15 protein-coding genes and 6 pseudogenes are annotated in these 25,264 nt (G+C 66.1%); 12 read left to right on the top strand and 9 right to left on the bottom strand.

The window, feature by feature from the left end:
* From H293_RS56510 to H293_RS0146650, 3 genes and pseudogenes are all read left to right on the top strand, one after another.
* Nucleotides 1-761: reverse transcriptase domain-containing protein (locus H293_RS56510; protein ID WP_020124633.1), on the top strand; the 761-nt coding region annotated here is incomplete at its 5' end.
* A 204-nt stretch (nucleotides 762-965) separates the two neighbouring features.
* Nucleotides 966-2,341: pseudogene (locus H293_RS53470) on the top strand (IS1380 family transposase).
* Nucleotides 2,342-2,795: 454 nt separating this feature from the next.
* Nucleotides 2,796-3,803 carry an alpha/beta fold hydrolase gene (locus tag H293_RS0146650; protein WP_020124634.1) on the top strand — a complete coding sequence of 336 codons (1,008 nt, stop codon included), beginning with the start codon at nucleotides 2,796-2,798 and terminating at the stop codon, nucleotides 3,801-3,803.
* Between the two features lie 326 nt (nucleotides 3,804-4,129).
* Here H293_RS0146650 and H293_RS0146655 read toward each other — a convergent pair whose 3' ends face one another.
* Entirely contained in the window at nucleotides 4,130-4,918 is a 789-nt protein-coding gene (locus tag H293_RS0146655) for a class I SAM-dependent methyltransferase (protein ID WP_020124635.1), read from the bottom strand.
* A 234-nt stretch (nucleotides 4,919-5,152) separates the two neighbouring features.
* Between H293_RS0146655 and H293_RS51970 the strand changes: the two are divergent.
* Nucleotides 5,153-5,755 (top strand): annotated as a pseudogene (locus tag H293_RS51970) (IS5 family transposase); the annotation flags it as partial.
* Nucleotides 5,756-6,401: 646 nt separating this feature from the next.
* On the opposite strand, the gene H293_RS0146665 reads toward H293_RS51970, so the two are convergent.
* From H293_RS0146665 to H293_RS0146690, 7 genes are all read right to left on the bottom strand, one after another.
* Nucleotides 6,402-7,961: an amino acid adenylation domain-containing protein gene (locus H293_RS0146665; RefSeq protein WP_020124637.1), complete on the bottom strand. Its 1,560-nt coding sequence runs from the start codon at nucleotides 7,959-7,961 to the stop codon at nucleotides 6,402-6,404.
* 56 nt (nucleotides 7,962-8,017) lie between these two features.
* Nucleotides 8,018-8,662, bottom strand: a complete 645-nt coding sequence (locus H293_RS0146670; RefSeq protein ID WP_020124638.1) for a hypothetical protein — start codon at nucleotides 8,660-8,662, stop codon at nucleotides 8,018-8,020.
* A 37-nt stretch (nucleotides 8,663-8,699) separates the two neighbouring features.
* Nucleotides 8,700-10,490 carry a 2-isopropylmalate synthase gene (locus H293_RS0146675; protein ID WP_028808820.1) on the bottom strand — a complete coding sequence of 597 codons (1,791 nt, stop codon included), beginning with the start codon at nucleotides 10,488-10,490 and terminating at the stop codon, nucleotides 8,700-8,702.
* Nucleotides 10,491-10,621: 131 nt separating this feature from the next.
* Nucleotides 10,622-11,164 carry a hypothetical protein gene (locus H293_RS58890; RefSeq protein WP_158694574.1) on the bottom strand — a complete coding sequence of 181 codons (543 nt, stop codon included), beginning with the start codon at nucleotides 11,162-11,164 and terminating at the stop codon, nucleotides 10,622-10,624.
* A gap of 70 nt (nucleotides 11,165-11,234) precedes the next feature.
* Nucleotides 11,235-11,948 carry a thioesterase II family protein gene (locus H293_RS0146680; protein ID WP_020124640.1) on the bottom strand — a complete coding sequence of 238 codons (714 nt, stop codon included), beginning with the start codon at nucleotides 11,946-11,948 and terminating at the stop codon, nucleotides 11,235-11,237.
* Between the two features lie 17 nt (nucleotides 11,949-11,965).
* Complete coding sequence (locus H293_RS0146685; protein WP_020124641.1) at nucleotides 11,966-12,271, bottom strand: phosphopantetheine-binding protein; 306 nt, start codon at nucleotides 12,269-12,271, stop codon at nucleotides 11,966-11,968.
* Nucleotides 12,268-15,270: an AMP-binding protein gene (locus H293_RS0146690; RefSeq protein ID WP_020124642.1), complete on the bottom strand. Its 3,003-nt coding sequence runs from the start codon at nucleotides 15,268-15,270 to the stop codon at nucleotides 12,268-12,270. Before H293_RS0146690 ends, H293_RS0146685 begins: the two co-directional genes overlap by 4 nt.
* Nucleotides 15,271-15,612: 342 nt before the next feature.
* Here H293_RS0146690 and H293_RS0146695 point away from each other — a divergent pair, with 342 nt between their 5' ends.
* The 8 genes and pseudogenes from H293_RS0146695 to H293_RS53480 form a co-directional block, all read left to right on the top strand.
* Nucleotides 15,613-16,788 carry a condensation domain-containing protein gene (locus H293_RS0146695; protein WP_158694576.1) on the top strand — a complete coding sequence of 392 codons (1,176 nt, stop codon included), beginning with the start codon at nucleotides 15,613-15,615 and terminating at the stop codon, nucleotides 16,786-16,788.
* A 129-nt stretch (nucleotides 16,789-16,917) separates the two neighbouring features.
* The gene (locus H293_RS51975; RefSeq protein WP_259294726.1) at nucleotides 16,918-18,090 is read left to right on the top strand and encodes a condensation domain-containing protein; all 1,173 of its coding nucleotides are present in this window, start codon (nucleotides 16,918-16,920) and stop codon (nucleotides 18,088-18,090) included.
* Between the two features lie 299 nt (nucleotides 18,091-18,389).
* A pseudogene (locus H293_RS61880) lies at nucleotides 18,390-18,542 on the top strand (hypothetical protein); the annotation flags it as partial.
* 35 nt (nucleotides 18,543-18,577) lie between these two features.
* Nucleotides 18,578-20,515 (top strand): RiPP maturation radical SAM C-methyltransferase, encoded by a 1,938-nt coding sequence (locus H293_RS0146705; protein WP_020124645.1) that lies wholly within the window; start codon nucleotides 18,578-18,580, stop codon nucleotides 20,513-20,515.
* 947 nt (nucleotides 20,516-21,462) lie between these two features.
* Nucleotides 21,463-21,748, top strand: a pseudogene (locus H293_RS61100) (IS110 family transposase); the annotation flags it as partial.
* Nucleotides 21,749-21,760: 12 nt separating this feature from the next.
* Nucleotides 21,761-22,961 (top strand): annotated as a pseudogene (locus H293_RS53475) (IS256 family transposase).
* A gap of 161 nt (nucleotides 22,962-23,122) precedes the next feature.
* Nucleotides 23,123-23,437, top strand: coding sequence for a phosphopantetheine-binding protein (locus tag H293_RS56520; RefSeq protein ID WP_078612919.1), 315 nt, complete (start codon nucleotides 23,123-23,125; stop codon nucleotides 23,435-23,437).
* Between the two features lie 707 nt (nucleotides 23,438-24,144).
* Nucleotides 24,145-24,831 (top strand): annotated as a pseudogene (locus H293_RS53480) (transposase family protein); the annotation flags it as partial.
* Nucleotides 24,832-24,939: 108 nt separating this feature from the next.
* Here H293_RS53480 and H293_RS61105 read toward each other — a convergent pair.
* Nucleotides 24,940-25,264, bottom strand: a 325-nt coding sequence (locus H293_RS61105; RefSeq protein ID WP_020124652.1) for an IS5 family transposase, incomplete at its 5' end; no start/stop codon positions are given.

Consider the following 25,264-nt stretch of genomic DNA (forward strand, 5'->3'; position numbering starts at 1 on the left):
TCCTGCGCGCGATGTTGCGGGCAGGGGTCATGGAGGACGGGCAGGTCCGTCGGCCGGTGTCCGGCACTCCCCAGGGCGGGGTCATCTCCCCGCTGCTGGCCAATGTCTATCTGCACCGGCTGGACCGGTTGTGGGCGACACGGGATCACGGGGTGCTGGTGCGTTATGCCGACGATGTGGTGGTGATGTGCGCCAGCCGCGTGCAGGCCGAAGCCGCCCTGGAGCGGCTGAAGGGCCTGCTGGCAGAACTCGGCCTGGAGCCGAAGGCGGCCAAGACCAGGATTGTGCACCTGCGGGTGGATGGCGAGGGGTTCGACTTCCTCGGCTTCCACCATCGGTGGGTGGCGTCCCGGCCGCGCGGCAACCGGCGTCCGGTTGCCTTTCTCGCCCGCTGGCCCTCGGCAAGGGCGATGCAGCATGCCCGCGACCGGATCCGTGAACTCACGGACCGACGCAGGCTGCTCAGGCCGGTCAAGGTGATCGTGGAGGACGTGAACGCGTTCCTGCGCGGATGGGCTGCGTATTTCCGGTTCGGGAACTCGGCTCATGTCTTTGACCAGATCGGCTCGTACGCGCGGATGCGGATCGGCGGGTTCCTCGCCAAGAAGCACCGGCGCACCAGGAAGTTCGGCTGGGCGGTGGTTGCCTTCGCCGCCCAGGACTCCCTGGGACTGATCGCCCTGCACGGAACTGTTGTTGCACCCAGACCCTTTCGGGACTGGCGGGGCAGGCCGAATGCCGGTGGTGAACGGCGTCGGTGAGCCGTGTGCGGGAGAACCGCACGCACGGTTCGATGTGGCGGGGGCTGGAAACGGGGCGGACGTACTCCGCAACCGCGCCAGCCCCCGACCCTACACGAGGTGAGCTGTCCAGGAGTTGATCAGAAACACGGAAAGTGCCCTTGACCTGCAACGATAGGACTTGCTGAGGGTCCTGTTGGCTGCAAGGAAAAGAGCACTTTCCAGGTGAGAGAGCCTATCTCGTCGTACCCCCGTGTCCGTGTCCAGGGAGACGGTCGGCAGGTGGTCTCACAGGCCGGTGCGGTCCTACTGCTGGAGACGGTCCGCAAGATCGGCCTTGACCAGGCGATAACCGCGCAACTGGCGTCCTGGCGCAAGCCGCGGACCGTCCACGACCCGGGCAAGGTCCTTCTGGACCTTGCTCTGGCGGTCGTGCTGGGCGGGGACTGCCTCGCGGACGTTGCGATGCTGCGGTGTGAGCCGGCTGTCTTCGGCCTGGTCGCTTCCGACCCGACGTCTCCCGTCTGATCGAGTCCCTCGCCGCCTCCGGTGAGAAAGCCCTGCAGGCCATCCGGTCCGCACGGTCCGAAGTCCGCAGCCGGGTCTGGTTGTTGGCCGACCAGAACGCCCCGGACGCCGATGGACAGGTCACGGTCGATCTCGACGGCGTCCTCGTGATCGCGCACTCCGACAAGGAGGACGCGGCCGCGACCTGGAAGAAGACGTACGGCCATCACCCGCTGACGGCCTTCGTCGACCACGGCCCGGGCGGAACCGGAGAGCCGGTCGCCGCTCTCCTCAGGCCGGGGAACGCGGGCTCTAACACGGCAGCCGACCACATCACCACCGCCCAACTGGCCCTGGCCCAGCTGCCGAAGCACTACCGGCGAGGGCGGCAGACCCTGATCCGCACCGACTCCGCCAGAGGCACCCACGACTTCGTGTCCTGGCTCGCGAAGCGAGGCCGGTGGCTGTCCTACTCGGTCGGCATGACGGTCACCGAAGCGATCCACGAGCACGTGCTGAAGGTCCCCGCATCAGCCTGGACGCCGGCCGGCGAGACCAACGGTGAGGCCCGTGACGGGGCCTGGGTCGCCGAGCTCACCGGCAAGCTCCTTCACGGCTGGCCCAAGGGCATGCGACTGATCATCCGCAAAGAACGGCCCCATCCCGGGGCCCAGTTGAGGATCACGGACGCCGACGGCATGCGGATCACGTGCTTCGCGACCAATACCCCTGACCGGCCGATCGCCGAGCTTGGACTCCGGCACCGGCTGCGGGCCCGGGCCGAGGACCGGATCCGGGCCACCCGGGCCACCGGCCTACGCAACCTGCCCCTCCACCACACCGCGCAGAACAAGGTCTGGCTGGAGATCGTCCAGATCGCTCTCGACCTGCTGGCCTGGATGCCCATGCTCGCCCTGACCAGCAAGGCCCGACTCTGGGAACCCCGCCGCCTGCGACTCCGCCTGTTCTCCGCGGCTGCCCACCTCGTCACCACCGGCCGGCGCAGGATCCTCCGCCTCACCAAGCACTGGCCCTGGACAGGTGAGATCACAGGCGCCCTCGAACGACTCGCGCTCCTGCCCAACCCGGGCTGACCAGCAGACTTCCCGTCCCAACGACAGCACCACGCGACCCCGGGCAGTGGAACCGGCGCCCACCCGACGCGACAGCCGGGCCACCGGCCTGCTCACCACCCGCCCCGGAAACCGAAAAGGCCCGCCGACTCCGTCGACGGACCCTCACGAAAGATCGAGGCTAAAGGGGCGAGGATTCTGGCCTTCTCTACCGGTTACTGTGCCGCTATGCGGCACGGTTTCCGGTGGGGATTCCGAACTGTACTGCTGATCTCGTGGGTGGGTTGATTGAGGCCCGGACTGTTTCCGATTTTGCCGGAAAGCCCTCGGTGCAATCCAGGCCGACTAAGAATTATCTGCTCCATTGGATCGTCGCGATCGATGATGAACGGGAAAAATTCGAATAATGAATGCGCCCACCGCCCACCGGAGATCATCCCGGTACCGACGGCTCGGCCTCATCGTTGGTGCCGCCGTGCTGGCTGTCGGCACCCTGGTCAGCAAAATGATCGGCGCCTCCGCGACGACATCGAAGTCGGCTTCCGGGTCGACGCATTCCAACGCGCCGGCCTGCGTGGCACCGGAACGCCCGCTCAGCCACGACTGCGACGCTGCGACTCGGAACGACGCCGCGTTCAACAAGAATTTCCGGCATTGCTTCACCACCATCAACGGCGTTCAAATGCACTACGTCATCGGCGGTCACGGACCGAAGCCGATGGTGCTGCTGCACGGTTGGCCGGAGAGCTGGTACGAGTTCCACGGCATCATGCCGAAGCTGCTTCCGGGGCGTACCGTCGTCGCGGTCGACCTGCCGGGAATGGGCGACTCGACCGGTAACCCGCCCTCGATGGAGAAGAAGGTCCTGGCGAACTACGTCCACCTGCTTCTTAACCGCCTGGACATGCCGCGCGACGTGCAGAACGTCAGCCATGATCTCGGGTCCGGTGTCGGCTACGCCCTGGCCGGCCAGTACCCCGAACAGGTCGCCGGCTGGTTCAATGTGGACTTCGGCCTGACCGGCAAGAGCCTGAAGTACGCCACCGACATCGCCCCGCTCTCGTTCCACTTCTCGTTCCATCAGCAGGAGCCGCTCGCCGAGCAGTTGGTCACCAGGCGGGTCGGCACCTACCTGAAGGCCTTCTACCCGTCGCAGTCGCATGTGCCCCAGCCGGTGCCCGCCGCTGATGTCGCCGAGTACGTCCGGGTCTACTCACGACCGCAGGTTCTGCACAACGGCTTCGAGTTCTACCGCGCTTGGCCGCAGGACGAGAAGGACAACGCGGAGATGATGAAGACCCCGCTGACCATCCCGGTGCGCGTAGTGAGCGCCGACGGGCTCGGCGCCTTGGAACTGCGTGCTTTTCGAGACGCCGCCCCCGCCGCCACCGGTACGCAGTTGGCAGGGGCCGGACACTGGCTCACGGATGAGCGCCCCGAGCAGGTCGTCTCCGAGATCAGCGCGTTCTACCCGGTCTCCTGACGGGTACACGGCAGAGGTGCGCACGGGCGCCGGGCGTTGATCGCCCGGGGCCCATGCGATGCCGGAGTTGTCCATCGCGGGATCGCGGCCGATCGGCGGCACGCACCAAGTGGACCAGAGCCGGAACTCGTGAACAAAACCATCCGGCGACTCCTGGCAGCTGCCCGCCAGGCCCTCGCGCCCCTTCGGCGCAGCCGCCATGCGCTGAACTGGTCACGGTGGCGACGCCCGCCACCAAGCCATAGCCCGCCGCTGTCACACCATCAGTTGAGTAGACTCAGCTAAACGCCTCTGACCAGCAGGGATAGCGAACCGCGACCGGAGTACTAGTCCGCCTGCAAGACGAAGAACAGGAAGCACAGGAAGCGCGGCATGGCCGCGATGGCCTCGGGGAACAGCTGGCGGGCGGCGGGATCAGGATCCGGCTCGCTGATGACCGTGATCCGGAAACCGGCCCCGATGAAAGCCTCGATCATCGCGTGCAGCGGCCTGTGCCATCTGCTCACCAGGGCTGTCTGGCCGCCCGCGGTCCACTCTACGGTCCATTTGGTGGTGTCGAAGTAGTCGCACTCGGCCTCGCGACCGGCCTCGCGGTGGATGAGGTTGACGGCAAAGGGATGGTCGACAGACGCGATCAGACGACCGCCGGGCCTGAGTACGCGTCGCAGCTCGGCCAGCGCCGGCCCCCAGTCCTCCAGGTAGTGCAGCACCAGGGACGCCGCCACATCGTCGAACGTGTCATCAGCGTAAGGAAGCGGGCTGCCCAGGTCCGCCACCTGCAGGTCCGCACCGTCGCCGAGCCGCTGCCGGGCCAGCTCCAGCATCCCGGCACTCGTGTCGAAGCCACTCACAATGGCGCCACGGTCGCGCAGCGCGGCAAACAGGGCCCCCGAGCCGCAGCCCGCGTCGAGGATCCGCCGGCCGGCCACGTCTCCAGCGAGGGCCAGCATCGCGGGCCGCTCGTAGTAGGCATTGACCAGGTTGGTTTCGTTTGCGGCCGTGTACGCCTCGGCGAACCTGTTGTAGTCGTTGGTCTTCGACGAATCTATATTCACGGCGGACGGCGAGACCAGCTTGGTGGAAATCGCGTGCTCTTGGCGCTCGCTTGAGATCATGGTGTGGGAGACGTGCGCTGCAGCAGTTCGGTTCCGGGCCGCTCCCGATCGCCCTCACATCCTTGAAGATCCAACGAGGGAGGTGGTTCTTCCTGGTGAGGCTGGTGGTGTGACAGCTGGGGTGGAGGTCTACTTCCGCCTGTCTCATTCCACGACGCCCGGGTCTGCCCCGGGCTTCAACGTGGCAGGATGCACGCCTGGGCGCACGCACCCGGGCGGCGGTATGCCCAGGTCGTGACGGACCGCCGTGCGTCTCCGAGTGACCTGTCCGACGCTCGCTGGAAGTTGATCGAGCGGGTGCTGGCCGCCTGGCGCCGCGAGCGCCGCGGTCGGGCCCTGGACTTCGGCCGGCCGCCACGGCACGACCTGCGCGAGATCATGAACGCGATCCTGTACGTGGACCGCACAGGCTGCCAGTGGGCCTACCTCCCGCACGGCTGCCCGCCGCACCAGAGTGCCTACGGCTACTTCGCCAGGTGGCAGAAGGACGGTGTCTTCGCCCAGCTCAGCGGTCTGCTGCGGGAGTTGCTGCGGCAGCAGGAAGGCCGCGCAGTCGCCCCGTCGACCGACGTGATCGACGCGCAGAGTGTGAAGACCTCCACCAGTGTCCCCGCCAGGAGCCAGGACATCGACGCGGGCAAGAAGATCGTGGGCCGCAAGCGCAGCATCATCACCGACACCCTCGGCCTGCTGCTCGCAGTCCTGGCGACAGCGGCCGGCGTCCAGGACTCCACCGCCGGCCGCACCCTCCTGGAGCAGGCCGCCACCGACCATCCCACCCTGTGCAAGGTCTGGGTCGACGACGGCTACCGCGAGCACTTCTTCGAACACGCCGCCGCCGAGGCCTGAAGGCCCGCTACCGCAAGATATCCAGCAAGTACCAGTTCCAGCGGGACCAGCATCCGCGAACCGTGCAGGCGGTTCACGCTGCACTTCAACATCAAGGACGGCGACATTGACGCCGGGCCTGACGGCTAACGCAACGGCGTTGCACGACAAGGGACACGACCCGTCATGGTGCGCGTGGTCGGCGACTTGCCCTCACGATGGCGGCTGCCGCAGCTGTGCTGGTGCCGCTGTTCGGAACCGATGCTCTGGCGTCAGCCCAGGCTGCGGCCGACGCCGTCAGCAACAGCCCGGTCGTCGCAGTGGCAGCCGCCTCTGGCGGGTACTGGCAGGCAGTCGCCGATGGCGGGGTGTTTGCGTTCGGTGACGCGGCTTCGTACGGGTCGATGGGGGGTAAGGCGCTGAACAAGCCGGTAGTCGGGATGGCCGGCACGCCCTCGGGCAAGGGCTACTGGCGCACCGCCGAGGATGGCGGCCTGTTTTCCTTCGGCGACGCCACCTTCCACGGTCACGCCATCTGGACGCGCTGCTGGTCGATGCTCATGCGGATGCTGTTCCTTTGTTCAATGGGCTGTACAGACCCAATGGGCAGGGCGGGAAAGAGCTGTTTCCGGAGTCGCCCGCTGGGGGCGCAAGGTCAGCCGCGCGGCAGGGCAGCCAAGGCCCGGCGGTCGGTCTTGCCGTTCGGGTTCAGCGGGAAGGCGTCGAGTACGGTGAACTCCTGCGGGACCATGTTCCGGGGCAGGGTTTTCAGCAGGTCGCGGTACAGGGCCCGGGTGTCGAGCGCACCAGCGGCAGGCAGCACAAAACCCACCAGGCTCGGTTCGCCCGAGGCGTCCGGAAGGGCCAGGACAACCGCGTCGTCGACGAGCGGGTGGGAGCGGACTCCGTGTTCGACGTCACCGAGGTCCATCCGCATACCGCGGATCTTGACCTGGGCGTCGGTCCTGCCGACCACGACCAGTTCCCCGTCGGAGTTGACGTAGCCGCGGTCGCCCGTCCGGTAGATCCGTACCGGGCCGTCATGGGTGAGCAGTTCGGTGAACCGCCGGGTGTCGGCAGGCGAGGCGTTGAGGTAGCCGGCGCTCACGCTGAGGCCCAGGACGCAGATCTCGCCGGTCTCGCCGTCCGCGACCTCGTTCAGCCCGTCGTCGAGCAGGCAAATCTCGGTATTGTACACGGGGTGCCCCACCGGCGTCGCATCGGCCTGGTAGCGGGCGTAGTCCGCGAGCACGTGGGAGGTCGCCACGTCCGTGCACTCGGCCACCCCGTACTGGTGCAGCAAGACGCAGGAGTTGCCCTCCTGGGAAGCCCACTCCTCGACGCGGGCGACCTTGAGCGGCTCCCCGCCGATGAAGACGTGGCCGACGCGGGTGAGCGCGTCGGTCCGCAGCGCCCGCTCGTGCTCGATCAGCAGATACAGGGTGCTCGGTGCGCAGTGCAACTGCCGAACGCCGCGGGTCTCGATCAGGCGATAGGCCATGCTCACGTCGAAGTAGCGGCTGGGCAGCAGATGGAGGGCGGCGCCGCAGAACAGCGGCGCCATCAGGCCGCGCTGGCTGATGTCGAACCCGAAGGAGCTGACCGTGAGCCCGCTCGCGGCGGCGTCCAGCCCGTACTCGACGCGCAGCCATTCGAGCAGGTTGTACCAGCCCTCGTGGCGTACGGCGGTGGCCTTGGGCGTGCCCGTCGAGCCGGAGGTGAACACGACGTAGCACAGGTCGTCATTGGAGAGGTCGACTGCGGGATCAGTGGCGGGCTGGGCGGCGAGCTCACCGACCAGCCGATCGAGGAGGAGGAGCTCGCCCGGTGCCCCGCCCATCAGGGCGCTGGTTTCTGCCGAGGCCACATTGAGCTTGATCTCCTCTAGCTGCGAGACCATGAGCTGAAGCCGCTCGGCTGGGTAGGTCGGGTCCAACGGCACATACGCGGCACCGGATTTGAGGATTCCGAGAATCGCGACCAGGAGGTCGGGCGTACGGTCCAGGCATACGCCGATGACGGAGCCGCGGCCCGCGCCGAGGGCGATGAGGTGGTGGGCGAAACGGTTGGCTCGCACGTTGAGTTCGGCGAAGCCGACCTCTTCGGCGCCACAGGTCAGGGCGGTACGGTCGGGGTGCCGCCGGGCGTGGGCCTCGAAGGCCCGGTGGACGAGCAGGCTTTCCGGCAACGCCAGGCGCTTGCCTATGAGGGGCATGAGATACGTTCCTCTCCAGTGTCGGGGGTTTCCGGGCCGCGGGGACCCGTGAGCAATCAGGCGACGGCGGTTGCGGAGTTGCTGACCAGGACGCTCTCGTCGTACTCGAGCAGGTAGCAGTAGAAGGAGTGGCCAGCTCGGAAGCCGCGGGCGGCGAGCCGACTGACGTTCAGCCGGTACGTGAGCGGCCCATCCGGTGTGCCCGAGCCTTCGACCGGCAGGAAGCCGTGCTCCGCCAGCCGATCCGTTGCCCGCCGGTCGGCGAGTTCCACGGCGACATCGCCCACGTCGTGTGACACCGCCCACTGCAGCGAGCCCTTGAACAGTCCGCCGAGGGCACCGAACGGCAGCTCCGCCAGGGGCGCCTCCGCGAACTCGGGGCGCACCACGGGCCGACGGCACTGCACCAGCCGACGGCTGTGCCGCAGGACGCTCTGGAGCTCGGGCCACTCGGTCAGGGGCAGCCCCAGCGGCGAGTAGGCGACGAGTTCCGCGCAAGCGACTAGTTCGCCCTCGACCATGACCAGCATGTGCGCGGCCAAGGCGTCCTGGGCCGGCGCTGCGCTGCTCAGGCCGAACCGGTCCCGGGGCCTTCGCCCACGCAAGCTCTCGATGCTCAGCATGTCGAGGTCGCTCTGCGCCGTGTACACGAAGCAGTCACGACCGGGATCCCTCTTGCTTGCGATGAAGGTGAAGTCCATCTCGCGACTCACAGGGGTGCGGGGCGGGCGGGAGGGGTCAGGCGTGGGCGCGGTTGACGGCGGAGGTGACGGCACCTAACCGGGCGCTCTCCTCGTCGCTGGCGATCCCGGCGCCGTACCAGGTCATGCCGTCGACGGCGATCTGCGCGTAGGCGGCGTACCGGGTACCGAGGCCGTCGTCGACGGTGTGCCCCGTGACCTCGGTGATCTCCACCGTGCAGCCGGTGGCGGCGAGGGCGTCCGCGTATGCGGCGGCAGGGTCGGCGCCGCGGCCGGTCAACCGTTTCTCCCGGCCGTCGCCGTGGACGATCAGGGCATTGACGGCGACGGTGTCCCCCTCACGGGTCAGCTTGAGCTCCTTGAGCAGCAGCGCGGGCCGCTCGAATTCGAGGTACATCTCCGTGAAAATGGCCCGCAGCTCTCGGGACGAGAGCTCGATCCCGTCGCCGTCGGCCACCCGCTGCACCCGCCGACCCAGTTCCACCCGCATTCCGCGGGGCAGGTCCAGCCCGTAGGCGCTCTTAAGCACGTGGGCCACGCCGCCCTTGCCGGACTGGCTGTTGACACGGACGACCGATTCGTAGGAACGGCCCACGTCCTTGGGGTCGATGGGCAGGTACGGGACGTTCCACGCCACTGTGGAAGGGGAAACTCCCGCATCGGCGGCCTGGCGCTCGATCGCGGCCAAGCCCTTGGCTATGGCGTCCTGATGCGTGCCGGAGAAAGCGGTGTACACGAGGTCGCCGACGTACGGGTGACGCGCCGGCACCGGCAGCTGGTTGGCGAACTCGACGGTACGTCGGATCTCGTCGATGTCGGAGAAGTCCAACTGCGGGTCGACGCCCTGGCTGAAGAGGTTAAGCGCCAGCGTGGCCAGGCAGACGTTGCCGGTGCGCTCGCCGTTGCCGAACAACGTGCCCTCGATACGGTCGGCGCCTGCCATAACGCCCAGTTCGGCGGAGGCCACCGCGGTACCCCGGTCGTTGTGCGGGTGCACGGAGAGAACGACCGCGTCGCGTCGGTCGAGATTGCGGTGCATCCACTCGATCTGGTCGGCGAAGACGTTCGGCGAGTCAGTCTCCACCGTCGTCGGCAGATTGAGCGTCACCGGGCGGTCCGGACTCGCGTCCCAGAGCGAGGTGATGGCGTCCGACACCTGGAGCACGAACTCGGGCTCCGTCACGTTGAACGTCTCGGGCGAGTACTCGAAACGCAGCTGCGTGCCTTTGACGGTCTCCGCGCGGCGGACAATGTGTTCCGCCGATCGGAGTGCCATCTGTCGCACCTCTTCCGGGCTCATTCCGAAGACGACCTCACGCCACAGACAGGCGGTCGCATTGCAAAGATGCACCATGGCCCGGTCCGCGCCCTCGATACCCTCGAAGGTCCGGTCGATCAGTTCCGGCTTGGCCGGCGTGAACACGGATATGGTCACGTCATCGGGAATCCGGTCCTGCTCGATGAGGGTTCGAAGGAAAGAGAAATCCGCATCGCTGGCCGACGGATATCCGACCTCGATCTCCTTGAAACCCATGCGCACCAACAAGTCGAACATCCGGCTCTTTCGATCGATGTCCATCGGGCTGCTGAGCGCCTGGTTGCCGTCACGCAGGTCCACCGATGCCCACAGCGGCGCCCTCACCAGTGACTTTGAGGGCCAGGTGCGGTCCGTCAATTGATGCGGGAGACGTGACTCCAGCCGCTCGTAACGCTGGAATCTCATGGCCGACCCGCGCTGCGCATTCCACCATTTCTGGTCTTCACGACGTGGGCCAACGGGGGTGTTGAGCCGCGACCTGGTGAGGGGTGACGTTGGAGCCTCGGTCATTTCATGCCTCCCTTGAAAAAACTGCAAAGCGATGCAGTCAGGGGCGAGTCCGAATGTCTCGGCTGGTGATGTCCGCAAATCCAGGAGGAGGCGTCTCCCCGACCGGTCCTCATGCCCGCCTCACCCCGTCTTCATGGTGTTTTCCGGCAGAGTGACCCTCGGCCGGCTCGTCCGGACGCGGAACCGACTTCCCGCCGCCCGCGGCCGATCCTGGGGCCGGGTTTGCCCCGAGATTGAGGATCGACCGGATCTCCTGACTCGTCATCGGATTTCACCGATACGAGGGGACGATCCGGCCGCTCAGCGAGCTGTCTGGCGAAGTGGTAGACGTGCGCGGCGAACTGTTTCACGATCACTGAATCCAGGTCGCCCCGACTGAACCGCACCACCGCTGGCAGTGATGGTGCGAGCCGCGCCCCCGCGTCGACCTCGTCGATCACCACGTGCGGTTGGGTAACCTCGCAGCTGGCCAGGAACTCGCCGACGGTGGCCGATTCATCGACCGGTTCGCCTGCTCTGTATCGGGCCAACACCAGATTGACCGCTCCCACCAGCAACGCGTCATCTGGCGCGGTCAGGCTGGAGAGCTCGATCGGAACCCAGCCGACTTCGCCGACTCGGGCTGGATCGCCCAGCCGCCACATCAGCGGGTGTTTCACCTGCTCTCTCGACATGCTGCCTTCCTGGCCGAACTCGTGGACATGCGAGACGACGATCGTCGTGGCTGGCGGAGCCGGGTCCGGGTCAGACGACCGGTTCGGCCAGGGCCGCCGTCGCGGTGGTCATCACCTGCTCAGGCGACTCGACCAGGTACATGTGACCGCCGGGGAACTCCTGGAGACGGAACTCGCCTGCCGTGGCCTTCCTCCACCCGGCGGCCTGGGACGCACTGACCAGGTGGTCGTCCTTCCCCCGCAGCGCGGTGATCGGGATGCGCAAAGGTTCGACCGAGTCCGGCCGATAGTTCGCGTGCATCTCGACATCGGCGCGCAGCGCCGGCAGAAGCAGGTCGAGCAGGTCGGGATTGGCCAGCGCCTCATGCTGGTAGCCGGTGAGTTCCTGCACAGTGGCGACGAACTCATCGTCCGCGAGGCCGCTGGCCAGCTGGCTCCGGTCGCTCCACGGTCCCGGTGAGCCGCTCACGATCAAGTGGCACAGGTCGACGTTGGGGACGTCCTGCAGGCGGCAAGCGACCTCGTAGGCGAGCATCGCGCCCATGCAGTGCCCGAAGAGCACCACCGGACTCCCACCGGTCCGCTTCGTCACCTGCGGCGCCAGTGCGTCGGCCGCCGTGGACAGGTCGCGGAACGGCTCTTCGAGGAACAGTTCCTCTCGGCCGGGGAGCTGGAGTGGCAGGATCGCCAGGCTGTCTGGCTGCTTGCGATACTGCTTCTGCCAGGCCCGGTAGAAACTGGCGCCGCCTCCGGCGAACGGGTGACAGACCAGGTAGGGCTTCATGTTCGACCCCATTCTCGTCAGGCCTGGGAGCTCTCGATGTATGCCGACAGGCTCTGGGGCGAGGCGTGTGTGAAGACCTCGCGCGGCCGGATGTCCGCACCGAGGACGTCGTAGACCCGGCCGACAATCTTGAGGACGTGCAGAGAGGTGGCCCCGTTCTCGAAGAGATTCGACGTCTCGTCGAGGCCCTCCTCCTCAAGCACTTCGCACCAGATCTCGGTGAGCGCGGCGGTGCGGTCCGAGACGTTCTGGTATTCGGTCTTCATGGTCAGCGGCTCCTCTTGTTCGTCGTTGTCCAGTCCGCCGTTCGCGGCGAGGCTCATGTCGTCCCGGTGAAGCGCTTTACCAGTTGCCGCCGCTCACCTCCGCGACCGCTGTCGCGGTCGTCCGTGAGCCGGGCGACCAGACCGGCGCTGACCTTCCGGGCCGTGCTCTCTGTCACCAAAGCGGTCTCGTAGCTGACCCGCACCGTCGACGCGATGCCATCGTCCGCGAGCAGTTCGACCAGCAGCGGAACGTGGAGGCGAAGGCACGGCAGCTCGATCGGGCGCACCGTGCAGCCGCCGAGTTGGAACTCAGCGCTCGGCGAGTCCTGCACCGCGCCGATGACCTGATAGAGCTGCCGGCCCGCCGACCCGGCGAACCGGGCCACCTCGGCGATAGACAGGTCATTGTTGCGTAGCGCGGCGAGAACCGTGCTCTCGTGAGCGACGCGGGTCCGCAGCCGGACGCACATCGTGTCGATCAGGCAGGTGATGGTGTCTTGCAGAGCCGGGGTGGAGCGCTGGGACACCGGAATTCCGATGGTGAGGTCCTTGGCGCCGGTGACGTCGGCCAGCGTTTCGCCCAGCGCGGCGATGAGTGGCGGAAGGAGGCCGCCTCCGATGGAGCGCTGGCCCAAGAAATCCGCCTGTTCCGGCAACAGGGGAACATCGATCGTCGCCACGCCGGCCTCCGTGCACTCCGTGGGCGTGACCCACGGCACCGGGCCCACCGGTAGGCCAGCCAGTTCCTTCGCCCAGTACTCCCGTTGCACCGCGAGATCCGCCAGGCTCCGGATCCGCTGCGTCTCCGCGTAGATCTCCGACGGCGCGGCGACCGAACGCGCGAACCGGGCATCACGTCGCTCACACCGCGCGCGGTACGCCTCGGCCAGATCCTCCACGAAGATCCGCTTGGACCATCCATCGAACGCGATGTGGTGAACAGACACGCCAAGGACCCATCGCCCGGGTTCTTCGATCCGACAGAGCACCGCGCGCCAGACCTCCCCGTCGAAAAGGGAAAAGGCCCGGCCGAGCGCGGCCTGCACCTGCCGCTGGGCGGTTGCCTCGTCCGGTGCCTCGATGTGCTCGACCGTGACCGGGCGGTCGGTGGGATTCCAGGTGGCCCGGTCCTCGAAGACGTAACGGCCCTGGAGGAACCGGTGACGGCGGTGGACATCGCGCAGCGCCTCAACGAGACGTTCGGTGTCGAGGGAGCCGACGATGTGCCAGGCGAAAAGGATGTGGTTCTGCGTGTCGTCGCCATCGAGGTGCTGCAGGAGGAATCCGGACTGCATCCCGTTCAGGGGGGCGGGCGCGGCCGCGTCCGCCCTGCTCCCGACGGCGTTCATCGCCGCGGACCGTCTGGTGATCCAGTCCCGCATCGCGTTGGGCGACGGATGGTCGCGCACGACCGATGCAGGAATGCTGAGACCGGTCACCTCGCTCAGGGCTGTGCACAGACGAATCGCGCTCAGCGACGTGCCGCCCAGGTCGAACAACGAGGCGTCGGGATCCACCGGTTCGCCGCCGAGGATCCGACTGAACGCCGCCTCGATCGGATCACTGGGATCGTCCTGCGCCCGGGCTGCGGTCAACTCCACGACGGCGGAGTGCAGCGCGACCATGTCGAGCTTCCCGTTGCTGGTCAGCGGCAGCGCATCAAGCTGGACGATCACATTCGGAGCCCAGTTCGGCGGCAGGTCGGCCACCAACGCGCTCCTCAGGCTCTTCTCGTCCAAGTGATCACCAGCCGGGACCACGGCGAGGGCCAGGGACTCCGGCCGGCCGGAGAGGCCTAGCAACGGGATCGCGGCGCACTGCGCGACGCCGTCGAAAGTGCACGCCGTCCGCTCGATCTGGCCCGCGTCGATCCGGTGTCCATGGATCTTCAGCTCGCGGTCGCGACGCCCCGTGAACGTGAACACGCCGCTGGTGTTCCTACTGCCGTAGTCCCCGGTGCGGTACACCCGCAGACGGCGGCCACCTACCAACACCGAAGTGAACTTGGCCGCCGTCAACGCCCCGTCGCCGAGGTATCCGGGAGACACCCCGTCGCCGGAGATACACAACTCCCCGATCTCGTCGGGGTCACACTCCCGCTCGCCGTCCAGAACGTGCACGCCGGTGCGGGGTATCGGTCGGCCCAGCGGGATGGCGTCGCGGGTATCGCCGGGTGCCACGCGGTGCATCAGGGCGAAGACTGTCGACTCGGCTGGGCCGTAGCCGTTGAAGAAGGCGATGTCCGGATGGGCGGCTAGGAAGCGCGCGACGTGCCGGGGGGAAAGCACTTCGCCGCCGGAGATGACGAGGCGCATGCCTTCGAAGGCGGACACGTCCGCGTCGACCAGAACGTTGAACAGCGAGGCGGTGAAGAAGGCAGTGTTCATGCCGTGATCCGAGATCTCACGACGTAGCTCGTCGGGCGCGATCGCCCGCTGCTGCCGGAGCACACATACGCCGCCACGCAGGAGCGGGCCCCACACCTCGAGCGGAAACGTGTCCCAGGTCGAGGAGCCCAGGTGTGGCATCACCGTCTCGTCGTCCATGAACGGGATGCCCTCCCCGGTGAACAGTCGCAGGGTCGCGTCGTGTGTCGAGAGCACGGCTTTCGGCTCGCCGGTGCTGCCCGACGTGAAGAAGAGCGTCGCGGCGTCGGAGCCGGCGGCGCGGGCCGGTTCCCCGGTGTGGCCGACGAATGGGTCCAAGCCGGGCAGCTCGATTTCCCGCCGGAAACAGCCGCAGGACCGGCCCGGGGCAGCGACCGCGATGGCGCCGCCGAGAATCTCGTCGATCCGTCGAAGGCGCCGCGCGTTCCACTCCAGGTCCATGACCGCGTACGCGGCGCCGAGCTTCAGCACACCGATGGCCGCGGCGATCAGTGCCGGTGACGTCTCCAACTGAAGGGGGACGATGCTGCCGGCTCTCACCCCCTCCGCGGCCAGCCACCAGGCGACCGCGTCGGACCAGGCATCGAGCTGCCCCCGACTGATGTTCTCATCACCGTGGATCAGCGCGGGACGCGTAGGATCCGCCTGAGCGAGGTCATGCAGAACCATATGGATGGACACGGTCGGCTTCCTTCGTCAAAGTCGGAACAGTTTTCGTTCGCTCGCTTTTCGTCGTCCGATATCAGCCGAGGCGCGTCGAGCAGCTCATGGCGTATTGCGTCGATCCGCGTGGCAATACAGTGGGACGAGCACCACTCAGTGCTTGACCGACCTCCCGAGTCTAAGTTGGCCGCGCCTCGCCATCGTTCCTGATAGATAGCAGATAGCCGGTCGGGTCCGCTCCTGCGATCTGTAAGGACTGCGGTTCCCCCTACTTCAGTATGGTGACCCCGACTGCTTGAGGCGGGTCGGGTCGCGACAGAAAGGGTGGATATGGCGGGCAGGCTACCGTTGCTCAGCACACAACTGGGCTTCCTGCTCATGACGGAACGCACTGGTCGGCGAGTCGCCACGGACCGGCTTTTTCGTCTGCCGTCCGCCGTGTTGTCGGCGGACGATCTGAATCTGGTCCTGCAGTCGATCATGCTCCGAAATCCCACCCTGTCCTATCGCATGGGTATTTCGCGAGGCGAGGCGTACCAGGAACGATGTTCGGCCACCTACGACTTCGCTGAAGTGCGAGCGGAGGACGAAGCGGCCGTCGCCCGGCTTCGCCTAACGGTCATCGATGAATTTGAGAACGCTTTGGGCGGCGCCGCGCTGGCGGCACGTCTCGTTCGCACCCACCAGGCCGACTATCTGCTGATGATTTTCGACCACGCTCTGGTCGACGGTGAGTCGCAGGCCACGATGGTCCAGCAGTTGGCTGCCCCGGAGCCGGCCGCGGACGGGCTCGGGGAGCGCTTCGAAGCCGCTGTCCGGGACCGAGCCGAGTTCGAGAAGGCCTCCACCGGCGACGGGCGCGGAATTGCCTTCTGGACAGACCGTTTGAAGAACTTCCACGACGAGCTTCCGCCGGGGACCGCCCCGACGACCCCGGATCTCGTTTCCGTCATCGGTCTCCCGGGCGTCGCCCGCCCGAGCGCCTTCCGTGGCTCCTACTTCCCGTATGTCCTCTTCTCGATCCACCGCGCCCTGCGCGATGTCACGGGGGCCGAGGCCACCGTCATCGCCTACGCCTGGGGACACCGGAGCGCAGCATTCTCCGACGTCACCGGGTGTTTCTTAAACACGGTCATCTCGCTCGACCGGACCGGATCGCGCGGGGCGATGGCTGACTTCCTCGGCGACTGGTATCTGGAGATCGATCACGCGGATATGCCCTTTGCCTCGGTTGTCGGCCTCGGATCCGCCTTCTCCGGCTCGGCCTTGGGGATGCTCGTCTACGCGACCGCGACCGCGGGCAGCGTGAACGTCGCCGGGATCGAGGCAATCGAGATCTCTCCACGGGACGGCCGCAACCAGCCGATGCAGGCGTTCACCGCCGCCGCGACGGTCCGAAAGCACGAGATCGGGCTCGAACTGATGGTGAACAAGGAGGCCCGCTACGCGGTTCAGGACCTGGGTGCCCGCTGGCACCGCCGGCTGAGCGAAGTGTTGTCGAGTTCTCCCGAACGGCGATCCTGACAACCTGATTCATGGAGGGCGAAGAAAATGACTGTGGGCCGGGCTGAGATCACGCGGGGTCCGACATCGCTCGCCGAGATGGCTCGATTGACAGGCGAGTTCGGGGGGTGGCACAACATTTGCTATAGCGTGGTGTGGCTCACCGGCAAGCTGGACATCGCCGCCGTTCGTGAGGCGTGGCGGGGAGTCTGCCTGCGTAACGACGTTCTACGCCGGGCCTACCTCTCGCCGGACGAAGCCTGCACATACGACGACATGTTGGGTGAATTGGAGTTCTACACCGCCGACTCGGACGCGGAAGCGCTCAACACGATACGCCGGTTGGTCGAGCCCCCCTTCGACCTCGCGGACCTCGGGTTGTCGCGGATCGCGATCGTCCAGCGCGATGAACACCGGCACCTCTTCGCGATAGCACTGGACCACATCATTGTCGATTTCGTGACGTGGGACCGGATGATGAGGGATTTCGCCGAGCTCTACGAGCGCGCCGCCCAAGGGCCGAGCCTTGACCAGAAGGCCGAGCAGAACGCGTATCACGACTTCGCGGTACTCGAGCGCCGAGAACTGTCCGGCGCCTGGGGTGAGAAACGTCGAGCCTTCTGGCACGCCCAGACCGAGCGGTTCGGAATGTTTCCTCCGGCCTTTCCGATCGACTACGAACTGAAAGGCGAACCCAGGAGCACCTTGGTGCAGCACGAATTGCCAGCAGACGCGAAGGCGAGAGTCCTCGACCTCGCCAGACGGGGCCGGGCGACTCTGTTCGCGACCGTGGCCGCCGCGGTGCTGGCGAGTATGCAGGAGGCGACCGGCGCCTCGACCGTGGGGGTCAGCACCAATTATCACGGGCGTGTGCTGCCCGGCACGTCCGACATCGCCGGCCTGTTCGTCCAGAAGCTCCCCCTGCACCTGACCACACGGTCGCGTCATCCGGAGGAGATGGTTCGCGAAGTATTCGGTCATACGCTCGACGTATTCGAACATAGCCTTCCGCTCTGGTCCGTCGGACAGCTCTGGAACGAAAACCTGGCGCACATCGACCGGGAAGCCGCGGTGCAGGTGAGCTTCGGCAACCAGCGAACGACTTCTTTCGGGGAGTCACTGCTGACCGGAATCAAGGCGGAGACCGTTTTCATGTATGTGCCAGGCCAGATGACTTGGCCTAAGACCATCCAGATCGGATGGCAACTCGATGGGTCAACCCCACAGATCGTCGCCTGCTACAACCAAAGCTATTTTCCGGGCGAGCTGGTCCAAACGATGCTTCAGACCGCTGAGAACTTCGCGCTCTCGACGAACCGATAACGATCGAGGAGCCAGACCATCATGAACTACCCCGGAGCAGGGATGCCCGGGCACAGGTGCTGGCCTTGATGCTAGAAGGACGGTCACCTGATGCGAACGGCGTTTGACGGCACCGCCGTTCCAGGAGACGAGAAGTCGAAGAATGTACGTTCGCCCCCTACCGCGTGTCATCGCAGGAAAGTGTGGTCCAATCCATGGTGTCATCATCCGAAAAAGCGGCCGATATCGTGGCGCACGCCTGGAGCGATCTGCTTGGATCCGCCCCGGAGCATCGCGAACATTGACTTCTTTCGGCCGGCGGAGACTCCCTGAAGGCTGTGCGGCTGGTTGCCGCCATTCGCGACCGCACGGGGGTGCATTGCCCTTCTGTGTCATGTTCGACAACCTACGCAGATCTCACGGAGATCGTGGCGAAGAACTGGCCCGATCCTGTCGGCGGCAGCGCCGACTGAGGCCCCCATCTGCAGCTGTACCATAAGGAGCTTCGATGCTGCGTTTAGCGCTGGTGAACATGCCCTTCGCTGCCTGGAACCGCCCTTCTTTCGCACTGGGCCAGCTCGCGACCGTCATACGACGTGAACTGGGTTCCGATGTCTCGGTTGATGTGAACTACTTGAACCTGGACTTCGCAGAATATCTTGGTAGATCGGCCTATGAATCGATCACGGAAAAGCTGCAGCACTTGCACACTGGCATTGGTGACTGGCTGTTCAGGGAGATCGCCTTCCCGGATACCACGGACAATTCGGACCAATACTTCCGCCGGTTCTATCGGGGCGACGAGTGGGTCGAGTTCCGCGATCTCATTCGCGAACGGCGGGCGGGACTGCGCGAAATGTGTCTCGACCTAATCGACCGTCACCGGCTAGCCGATGCCGACGTGGTGGGGTTCACCTCGATGTTCGCTCAGAACGGGGCGAACATCGCGATGGCGCAGCTGATCAAGGAACGCAATCCCGACATCGTCACCATCATGGGTGGCGCGAACTGTGAGGTGCCGATGGGCGCGGTCCTCGCGGAGAGGGTGCCTGCGCTCGACTACATCTTCTCCGGTCCGTCGCTCGACACGCTCGTGGCCTTCATGAAATACCGGGTGGACGACCGGCTGGCCGAAGCCGATGAGATTCCGGGAATCCTGTCCCAGCGTAATTCCAGGGATCCGCGCTTCCGTAAGTCCATCGGCGCCGATCACGACATCAATGACGTTCTGTTGCCGGACTACGACAGTTTCTTCGCCGCGCTGGCGGAGCACCCGAGGCTCACGGAGACGAAGCCGGCCGGACCGACCCTTTTCTTCGAGACATCCCGCGGTTGCTGGTGGGGAGAGCGTTCGCACTGCACGTTCTGCGGGCTCAACGGGCAGAGTATGAACTACCGTTCCATGGATCCGGAGAAGGCCGTGGAACAGTTTAACTGGCTGTTCGGCTTCGCGTCCCAGTGCTCCTCATTCTACTGCACGGACAACATCCTGCCGCGCAGTTACCCTCGGGAAGTCCTTTCCCGGCTTAGCACGCCTCCGGACGTTTCTATCTACTACGAGGTCAAGCTGCCGCTGAGTCGTAGCGACATGGCGACCATGGCCACGGCTGGCGTCAACATTGTCCAGCCGGGCATCGAAGCCCTGGCCACCTCGACGCTGAAGCTGATGGGCAAGGGCACCACCGTCTTCCAGAACCTGCAATTCCTCAAGAATTGCGTGGAGTACGGCATCGAGCCGGATTGGAACCTGCTGATCGGTTTCCCGGGCGAGCCTGCTTCGGTGTATGAGAAGTACCTGCAGGACCTGCCGCTACTCAGCCACCTGCCACCACCGCACGGCGTGTACATGGTGCGCTTCGACCGGTTCAGCCCCTATTTCAACCGCCGTGAGGAATTCGGCCTGGACCTGTATCCGATGGATTACTACGGGCTCATCTACCCGTTCAATGGCGAAGACCTCGCGGACCTGGCCTACTTCTTCGCCGACCACAGCTTGGCCCCGTACCAGATCCACTCGGCAGAGCACCACGACGCCCTGCGGGACCTGGTGGCGCAATGGCGGGAGGCATGGCAGGGGCACGGCGGTCGGACGGCCGCCCGTGAACTGCGGCTGCTCGAGGACGGGCCGGATGGCTGGACGGTCCGCGACTCCCGGTTCGACACGCTGTTCACGCACCGGGTCGACGCCGCGACGCGCGACCTGTTGCGTCGGTTGACGTCGCCGGTCCGCCGGGACCAACTGCTCAAGGGATGGTCCGGCGGGCCGGACGATCTCGACCGTCGGCTGGCCTGGCTGCGCGAGCAGGGGATGCTGTTCACTGAGAGCGACCGAATGCTCGGGCTCGTCCTAGGTGAGTTCGAGCCGGGCGAGGAGTCCGGTCCCGAACCAGCGGCCGAGCTTCGGCAGTTGCCACTGACGGTTATTCAACGGCCGAACCAGCCGTAGCCGCGCGGACGACCCCGGCGAGCGCCTCCGCGATCCGTTCGGCCATCTCCTGGAAACCGGGCCGGTTCGCGTGCAGGAGCGCCATCGTTGCACCGCCGTCAGGTTCGAGCCGTGCCTCCGCCACCATCTCCGGCTGGTGGGTTGGAGCACCTGCACTGGCAGACCTCCTGTGCTCAGCACTGGCGCTGGCCTGCTGCAGGACGAAGATCAGATCGTGCGGGGGACGGCCACGACCGTCCCCCGCACCAAGCAGGCGAGTCACCTCGGGCAGCGGCAGATCCTGGCGGCACTCTGTGACCGTCGCGTCGAGCCCTTATCCGCAACCACGTAGTCGCAGGCTCACGGCGTCCAACGAACAGGTGACTGCATCGGCCAGGGTCGGATGACCGTGATTGGCCACCAGGACGCCGATCACCATGTCGGTTGCGCCCGTGACCGAGCTCACCGCCTCGGCCAGCGCCGCGACCAGCGCGTGCGAGATGGTGGCACCACGGCGACATGCCGCGCTTCCAGCCCTTGCATCGCCTAGGCGGAAAGGGTCACGGTGACGGGGTCTGTGAGATGGTGTCCCGCTGGTTGGTGCAGCCGATCTTTGTCAGGGCGTACGCCCGGGGGCTCATGCGCGCGTAGGCTCCGCTCCCTGCTCGTGAGGCAGGCCACCGTGCAATTCTCCCTGGTAAACGGCGCGTTCAGCCAGGAAGGTGCACGATGGCCCTGGCCCAGCATGGCTGACTCCGCCTGCTTGAGTCACTAATCCGTTGTCAAGGCCGCCAGGATCTGCACGCCGGTCCGGCTGCCCCTGGCGTCGGAGGGATGCCTTTGGAGTCACCGGCCGGTCAGGCCCAAACGTAGATCGGCACCTCCGGCGCCATCCATTGGACCTCAACTTCCTCATGTTCGTTGACACTTGTGGTACGAGCCCATCGCACGGTGATCTCTTGCAGCACGCGAGCCTTACCAGGGCCTCCGGGAAGAAGTCGAGCATCACCCGCCGCTGGATCAAGAATGACCGCCTCAACCACGCCGGCTACCTCTGGGCGTTCTCCGCGATCACCGCCTCACCCGGGGCCAAGGATCACTACCGGCACCGCCGAGACGACCATGTGACTGGCACGCAGCCGCCCAGCGCAATCTCTTCAACCGCATGCTCGGCCAGCTCTTCAGTGCCTTCAAGAGCACGAGCTGTTCGACGAACAGACGGCCTTCCCCACCGCGCTCCCCGCCGCAGCTTGACACGTTAGCGCCGTGAGGTGTCTACGTTCAGTGGACGGCCTCGAACTGGTCCGCTCGGTGGCCGAGCGGATGCTGCAGGAGCTGATCGAGGCCGAAGCGAGTGCGAAGGTCGGCGCCGAGTGGAACGAGCACGCCTATACCCGCACCGTCTACCGCAGCGGCCACCGGGAGCGGACGCTGACCAGCCAGGCCGGCGACCTGGACCTGGCCATCCCCAAGCTGCGCTCGGGCAGCTTGTTCCCGAGCCTGCTGGAGCGGCAGCGTTGGATCGACCAGGCTCTGTTCGCGGTCATCATGGAGGCGTATGTCCACGGAGTGTCCACCTGGTCGGTCGACGACCTGGTCAAGGTCCTCGGCGCGGACACCGGGATCTCCAAGAGCGAGGTCTCCCGGATCTGCGGCGACCTGGACGTCCAGCTGACCGCGTTCCGCAACCGGCCCCTGGACCACGCGCGTTTCCCGTACATGTACCTGGACGCGACCTACTGCAAGGCCAGGGTCGAGCACCAGATCGTGTCCCGGGCGGTGGTGACCGCCACCGGGATCACCGAGGACGGCGGCCGCGAGGTGCCGGGGGTGATGGTCGGCGACAGCGAGGCCGAGGTGGTCTGGACCCAGTTCCTGCGTCACCTGCTCGTACGCGGCCTGGGCGGGGTCCGCCTGGTGATCGGCGACCATCATTCGGGACTGGTCAAGGCTATCCGGACGGTCATGCACGGGGCCGCCTCCCAACGTTGTCGTGTTCACTTCCTGCGTATGTCTTCGGCGTGATCAGCAAGGAGTCAGCCGAGATGGTCGCCGCGACGATCCGCACGATCTTCACCCAGCCCACCGGCGAGACGGTCCGTGCCCAGCTCGACACCGTCGCCGACAGGCTCGGTGGCCAGTTCCCCAAGGTCAAGGCAATGCTCCTGAAAGCCAAGGAGGACCTGACCGCGTTCGCGGTCTTCCCCGAACGTCACTGGAAGAAGATTCAGTCCACCAACCCACTGGAGCGGTCGGCCGCGAGGTCAAGTGCCGTGTCGACGTCGTCCAGGTCTTCCCCAACGACGACGCACTCCTGCGGCTGGTCACCGCCGTCCTGTTCGAACTGCACGACGAATGGATCGCTTTCCCCCGCCGCTACCTGCCCGAGGGAAGCATGGACCAGCTTTACCCCGCTGAGCTCCCCGACAGCGCCCTCGCGCTACCGAACACCACCAACACGCCCTGACCAAGATCGGCTGCACCAACCAGCGGGACACCATCTCGACCTGCACGTTGATCGGCTGCACCACCTGGCGGGACACCATCGGGAGTCCGGCACTCTGAGTCGACCCTGCCCAGTGGCAGTACGTGCGTCCCCAATCGGTGACCTAACCTCAGCCTTCAAGCATGAGCGTTGTTTCCGACCGCTCCGACACACATCACCCGGGAGGTCTCATGTCTGCTCTCAGCACGCCCCGGCCCGACGGTGGAGAATCTTCTGACTCGCACTGGCTCCAGGCATTTCGCGAGGTCCTCAAGTCCACTGACGTCGACGATGACACCGATTTCTTTGAGGGGGGCGGTCATTCTCTGATGATTCCCAAGCTGTTGTTGTGTTACGAGTCGCTTTCGGGTTGGCGGCCGCCGGCAAGCCTGGTGTTCGAGTTCCCGTCACCGCGCGAGCTGGAGGCGCAGTCGGCCCTGCTGCAGGGAAGTCGGTAGCGCGATTCCGGGTGCCTCGGCGGTCAGAGCCACGCCGGGGATCGCGGCCCGGAAATCATCGGGTCGGGCGGAGCGGTCCACGCGAGATACTGGAAGAGGGCAGTAGTCATAGTCGACTTCGGGATCAGTCCAAACCCGAACCCGCTGTCGGATGAGGAGCGCCAAACGGTTGCCGCCGCCAAGTTCGGTCAGGTGTTCACCGATCACATGATCACGCTGCGCTGAGATGAGGAGCGTGGGTGGCACAGCGGACGGGTCGAGGCGTTCCGGCCCATCAGCCTGCCGCCGTCGGCGACGGTTTTCCACTATGGGCAGGAGATTTCCGAAGGGATGAAGGTTCAACGCGTCCGCTCGTCGGCTCGCGATGCCGGAGATCCCGGTGGAGACGTTCGGATGGTGTCCCGCCGGTTGGTGCAGCCGATCTTTGTCAGGGCGTACGCCCGGGGGCTCATGCGCGCGTAGGCTCCGCTCCCTGCTCGTGAGGCAGGCCACCGTGCAATTCTCCCTGGTAAACGCCGTGTTCAGCCAGGAAGGTGCACGATGGCCCTGGCCCAGCATGGCTGACTCCGCCTGCTTGAGTCACTACGTTCAGCGGACGGCCTCGAACTGGTCTGCTCGGTGGCCGACGGATGCTGCAGGAGCTGATGGAGGCCGAGGCGAGTGCGAAGATCGGCTGCAGTAACCAGCGGGACACCATCTGGCCTTAACGGCATGAACTTGGCACGCGCTGGCGGAAGTTGAGCTGCTTCAAGTAAGCCCTGCTCACGCTGGCCCGGCTACGGAAGAACGAGACGTTCGCACAAGTCGGTGCTGGGTTCGGCGTGTCAGAGGCGACGGCCTGGCGCTACGTCGACGAGACACTCGAAGTCCTGGCCTCCTGGGCGCCGGGCCTGCACGAGGCCCTCGTCGGACTGAGCGAAGGAGAATTCGTCATCGTCGACGGCACGCTCATCCCCACCGACCGTATCGCCGCGGACGAGCCGTACTGCTCGCAGAAGCACAAGCAGCACGGCATGAATGTCGAGGTCGTCGCCCGGACGGCACCCCGCTGTGGTTCTCCCGCGCGCGGAACCGAGCCGCACGCACGACCTGACCTCCGCCCGCGCGCACGGAATCGTCCAAGCCTGCCTGACCCGGCAGGTCCTGGTCCTCGCCGAGGGGCCTACCAGGGTGCCGGCGCCACCTTCCACACCCGGTACGGCCACCACAGCGAACAGCCCGAGCACTACCAGCAGTTCAACCGGGACCATGCCCGGCTGCGGGCACCGGGAGAACGCGCTTTCGCACAGCTGAAGTCCTGGCGGCTGTTACGGCGAGCCCGATGTTCAACACGGCATATCGGCACCATCGTCCGAGCCATCGACACACCCCTGACCTGCGACTATTCAGGATGAAAGAGCTTCAGTGCTGACGGCACCTATATTATCGAGAACCTAGATGCCGGGGTCGAACTGGTCAAGGCCCGACCCCGCCACCTTAGAGGGTGTCTCATGTGGTGAGCCTCATGTGGTGAGCTTCGCAAGTTTCTTGTAGCAGATCAGGGCGGCCGCCAGACCGAGGAAGGCGAGGAAGTGGGAGCCCTTTCGCTCGTATCGGACGGTGAGACGTCGGTAGCCGAACAGCCAGGCGATCGACCTCTCGATCTTCCAGCGGTGCCGGCCGAGTCGTTCGCCGGACTCGATTCCCGGCCGGGCGATGCGCGGGACCAGTCCCCGTTCTCGCAGCCAGGAGAGGTGGTGGGCGGAGAAGTACGCCTTATCGGCACGGAGTTTGACCGGGCGGCGCCGACGAGGCCCGCGCCGGGAGCGGGTGGCGGGTATGCCGCGA

It is taken from the genome of Streptomyces canus 299MFChir4.1, assembly GCF_000383615.1.
In the GTDB taxonomy this organism is placed as follows: Bacteria; Actinomycetota; Actinomycetes; order Streptomycetales; family Streptomycetaceae; genus Streptomyces; species Streptomyces canus_C.

Coding starts and splice junctions, on each gene's coding strand:
- H293_RS56520 (WP_078612919.1), top strand. CDS start 23,123: ATGAGCGTTGTTTCCGACCGCTCCGACACACATCACCCGGGAGGTCTC.
- H293_RS0146690 (WP_020124642.1), bottom strand. CDS start 15,270: ATGGTTCTGCATGACCTCGCTCAGGCGGATCCTACGCGTCCCGCGCTG.
- H293_RS0146665 (WP_020124637.1), bottom strand. CDS start 7,961: ATGCCCCTCATAGGCAAGCGCCTGGCGTTGCCGGAAAGCCTGCTCGTC.
- H293_RS58890 (WP_158694574.1), bottom strand. CDS start 11,164: ATGTCGAGAGAGCAGGTGAAACACCCGCTGATGTGGCGGCTGGGCGAT.
- H293_RS0146705 (WP_020124645.1), top strand. CDS start 18,578: ATGCTGCGTTTAGCGCTGGTGAACATGCCCTTCGCTGCCTGGAACCGC.
- H293_RS0146655 (WP_020124635.1), bottom strand. CDS start 4,918: ATGATCTCAAGCGAGCGCCAAGAGCACGCGATTTCCACCAAGCTGGTC.
- H293_RS0146670 (WP_020124638.1), bottom strand. CDS start 8,662: ATGGACTTCACCTTCATCGCAAGCAAGAGGGATCCCGGTCGTGACTGC.
- H293_RS0146675 (WP_028808820.1), bottom strand. CDS start 10,490: ATGACCGAGGCTCCAACGTCACCCCTCACCAGGTCGCGGCTCAACACC.
- H293_RS0146680 (WP_020124640.1), bottom strand. CDS start 11,948: ATGAAGCCCTACCTGGTCTGTCACCCGTTCGCCGGAGGCGGCGCCAGT.
- H293_RS0146685 (WP_020124641.1), bottom strand. CDS start 12,271: ATGAGCCTCGCCGCGAACGGCGGACTGGACAACGACGAACAAGAGGAG.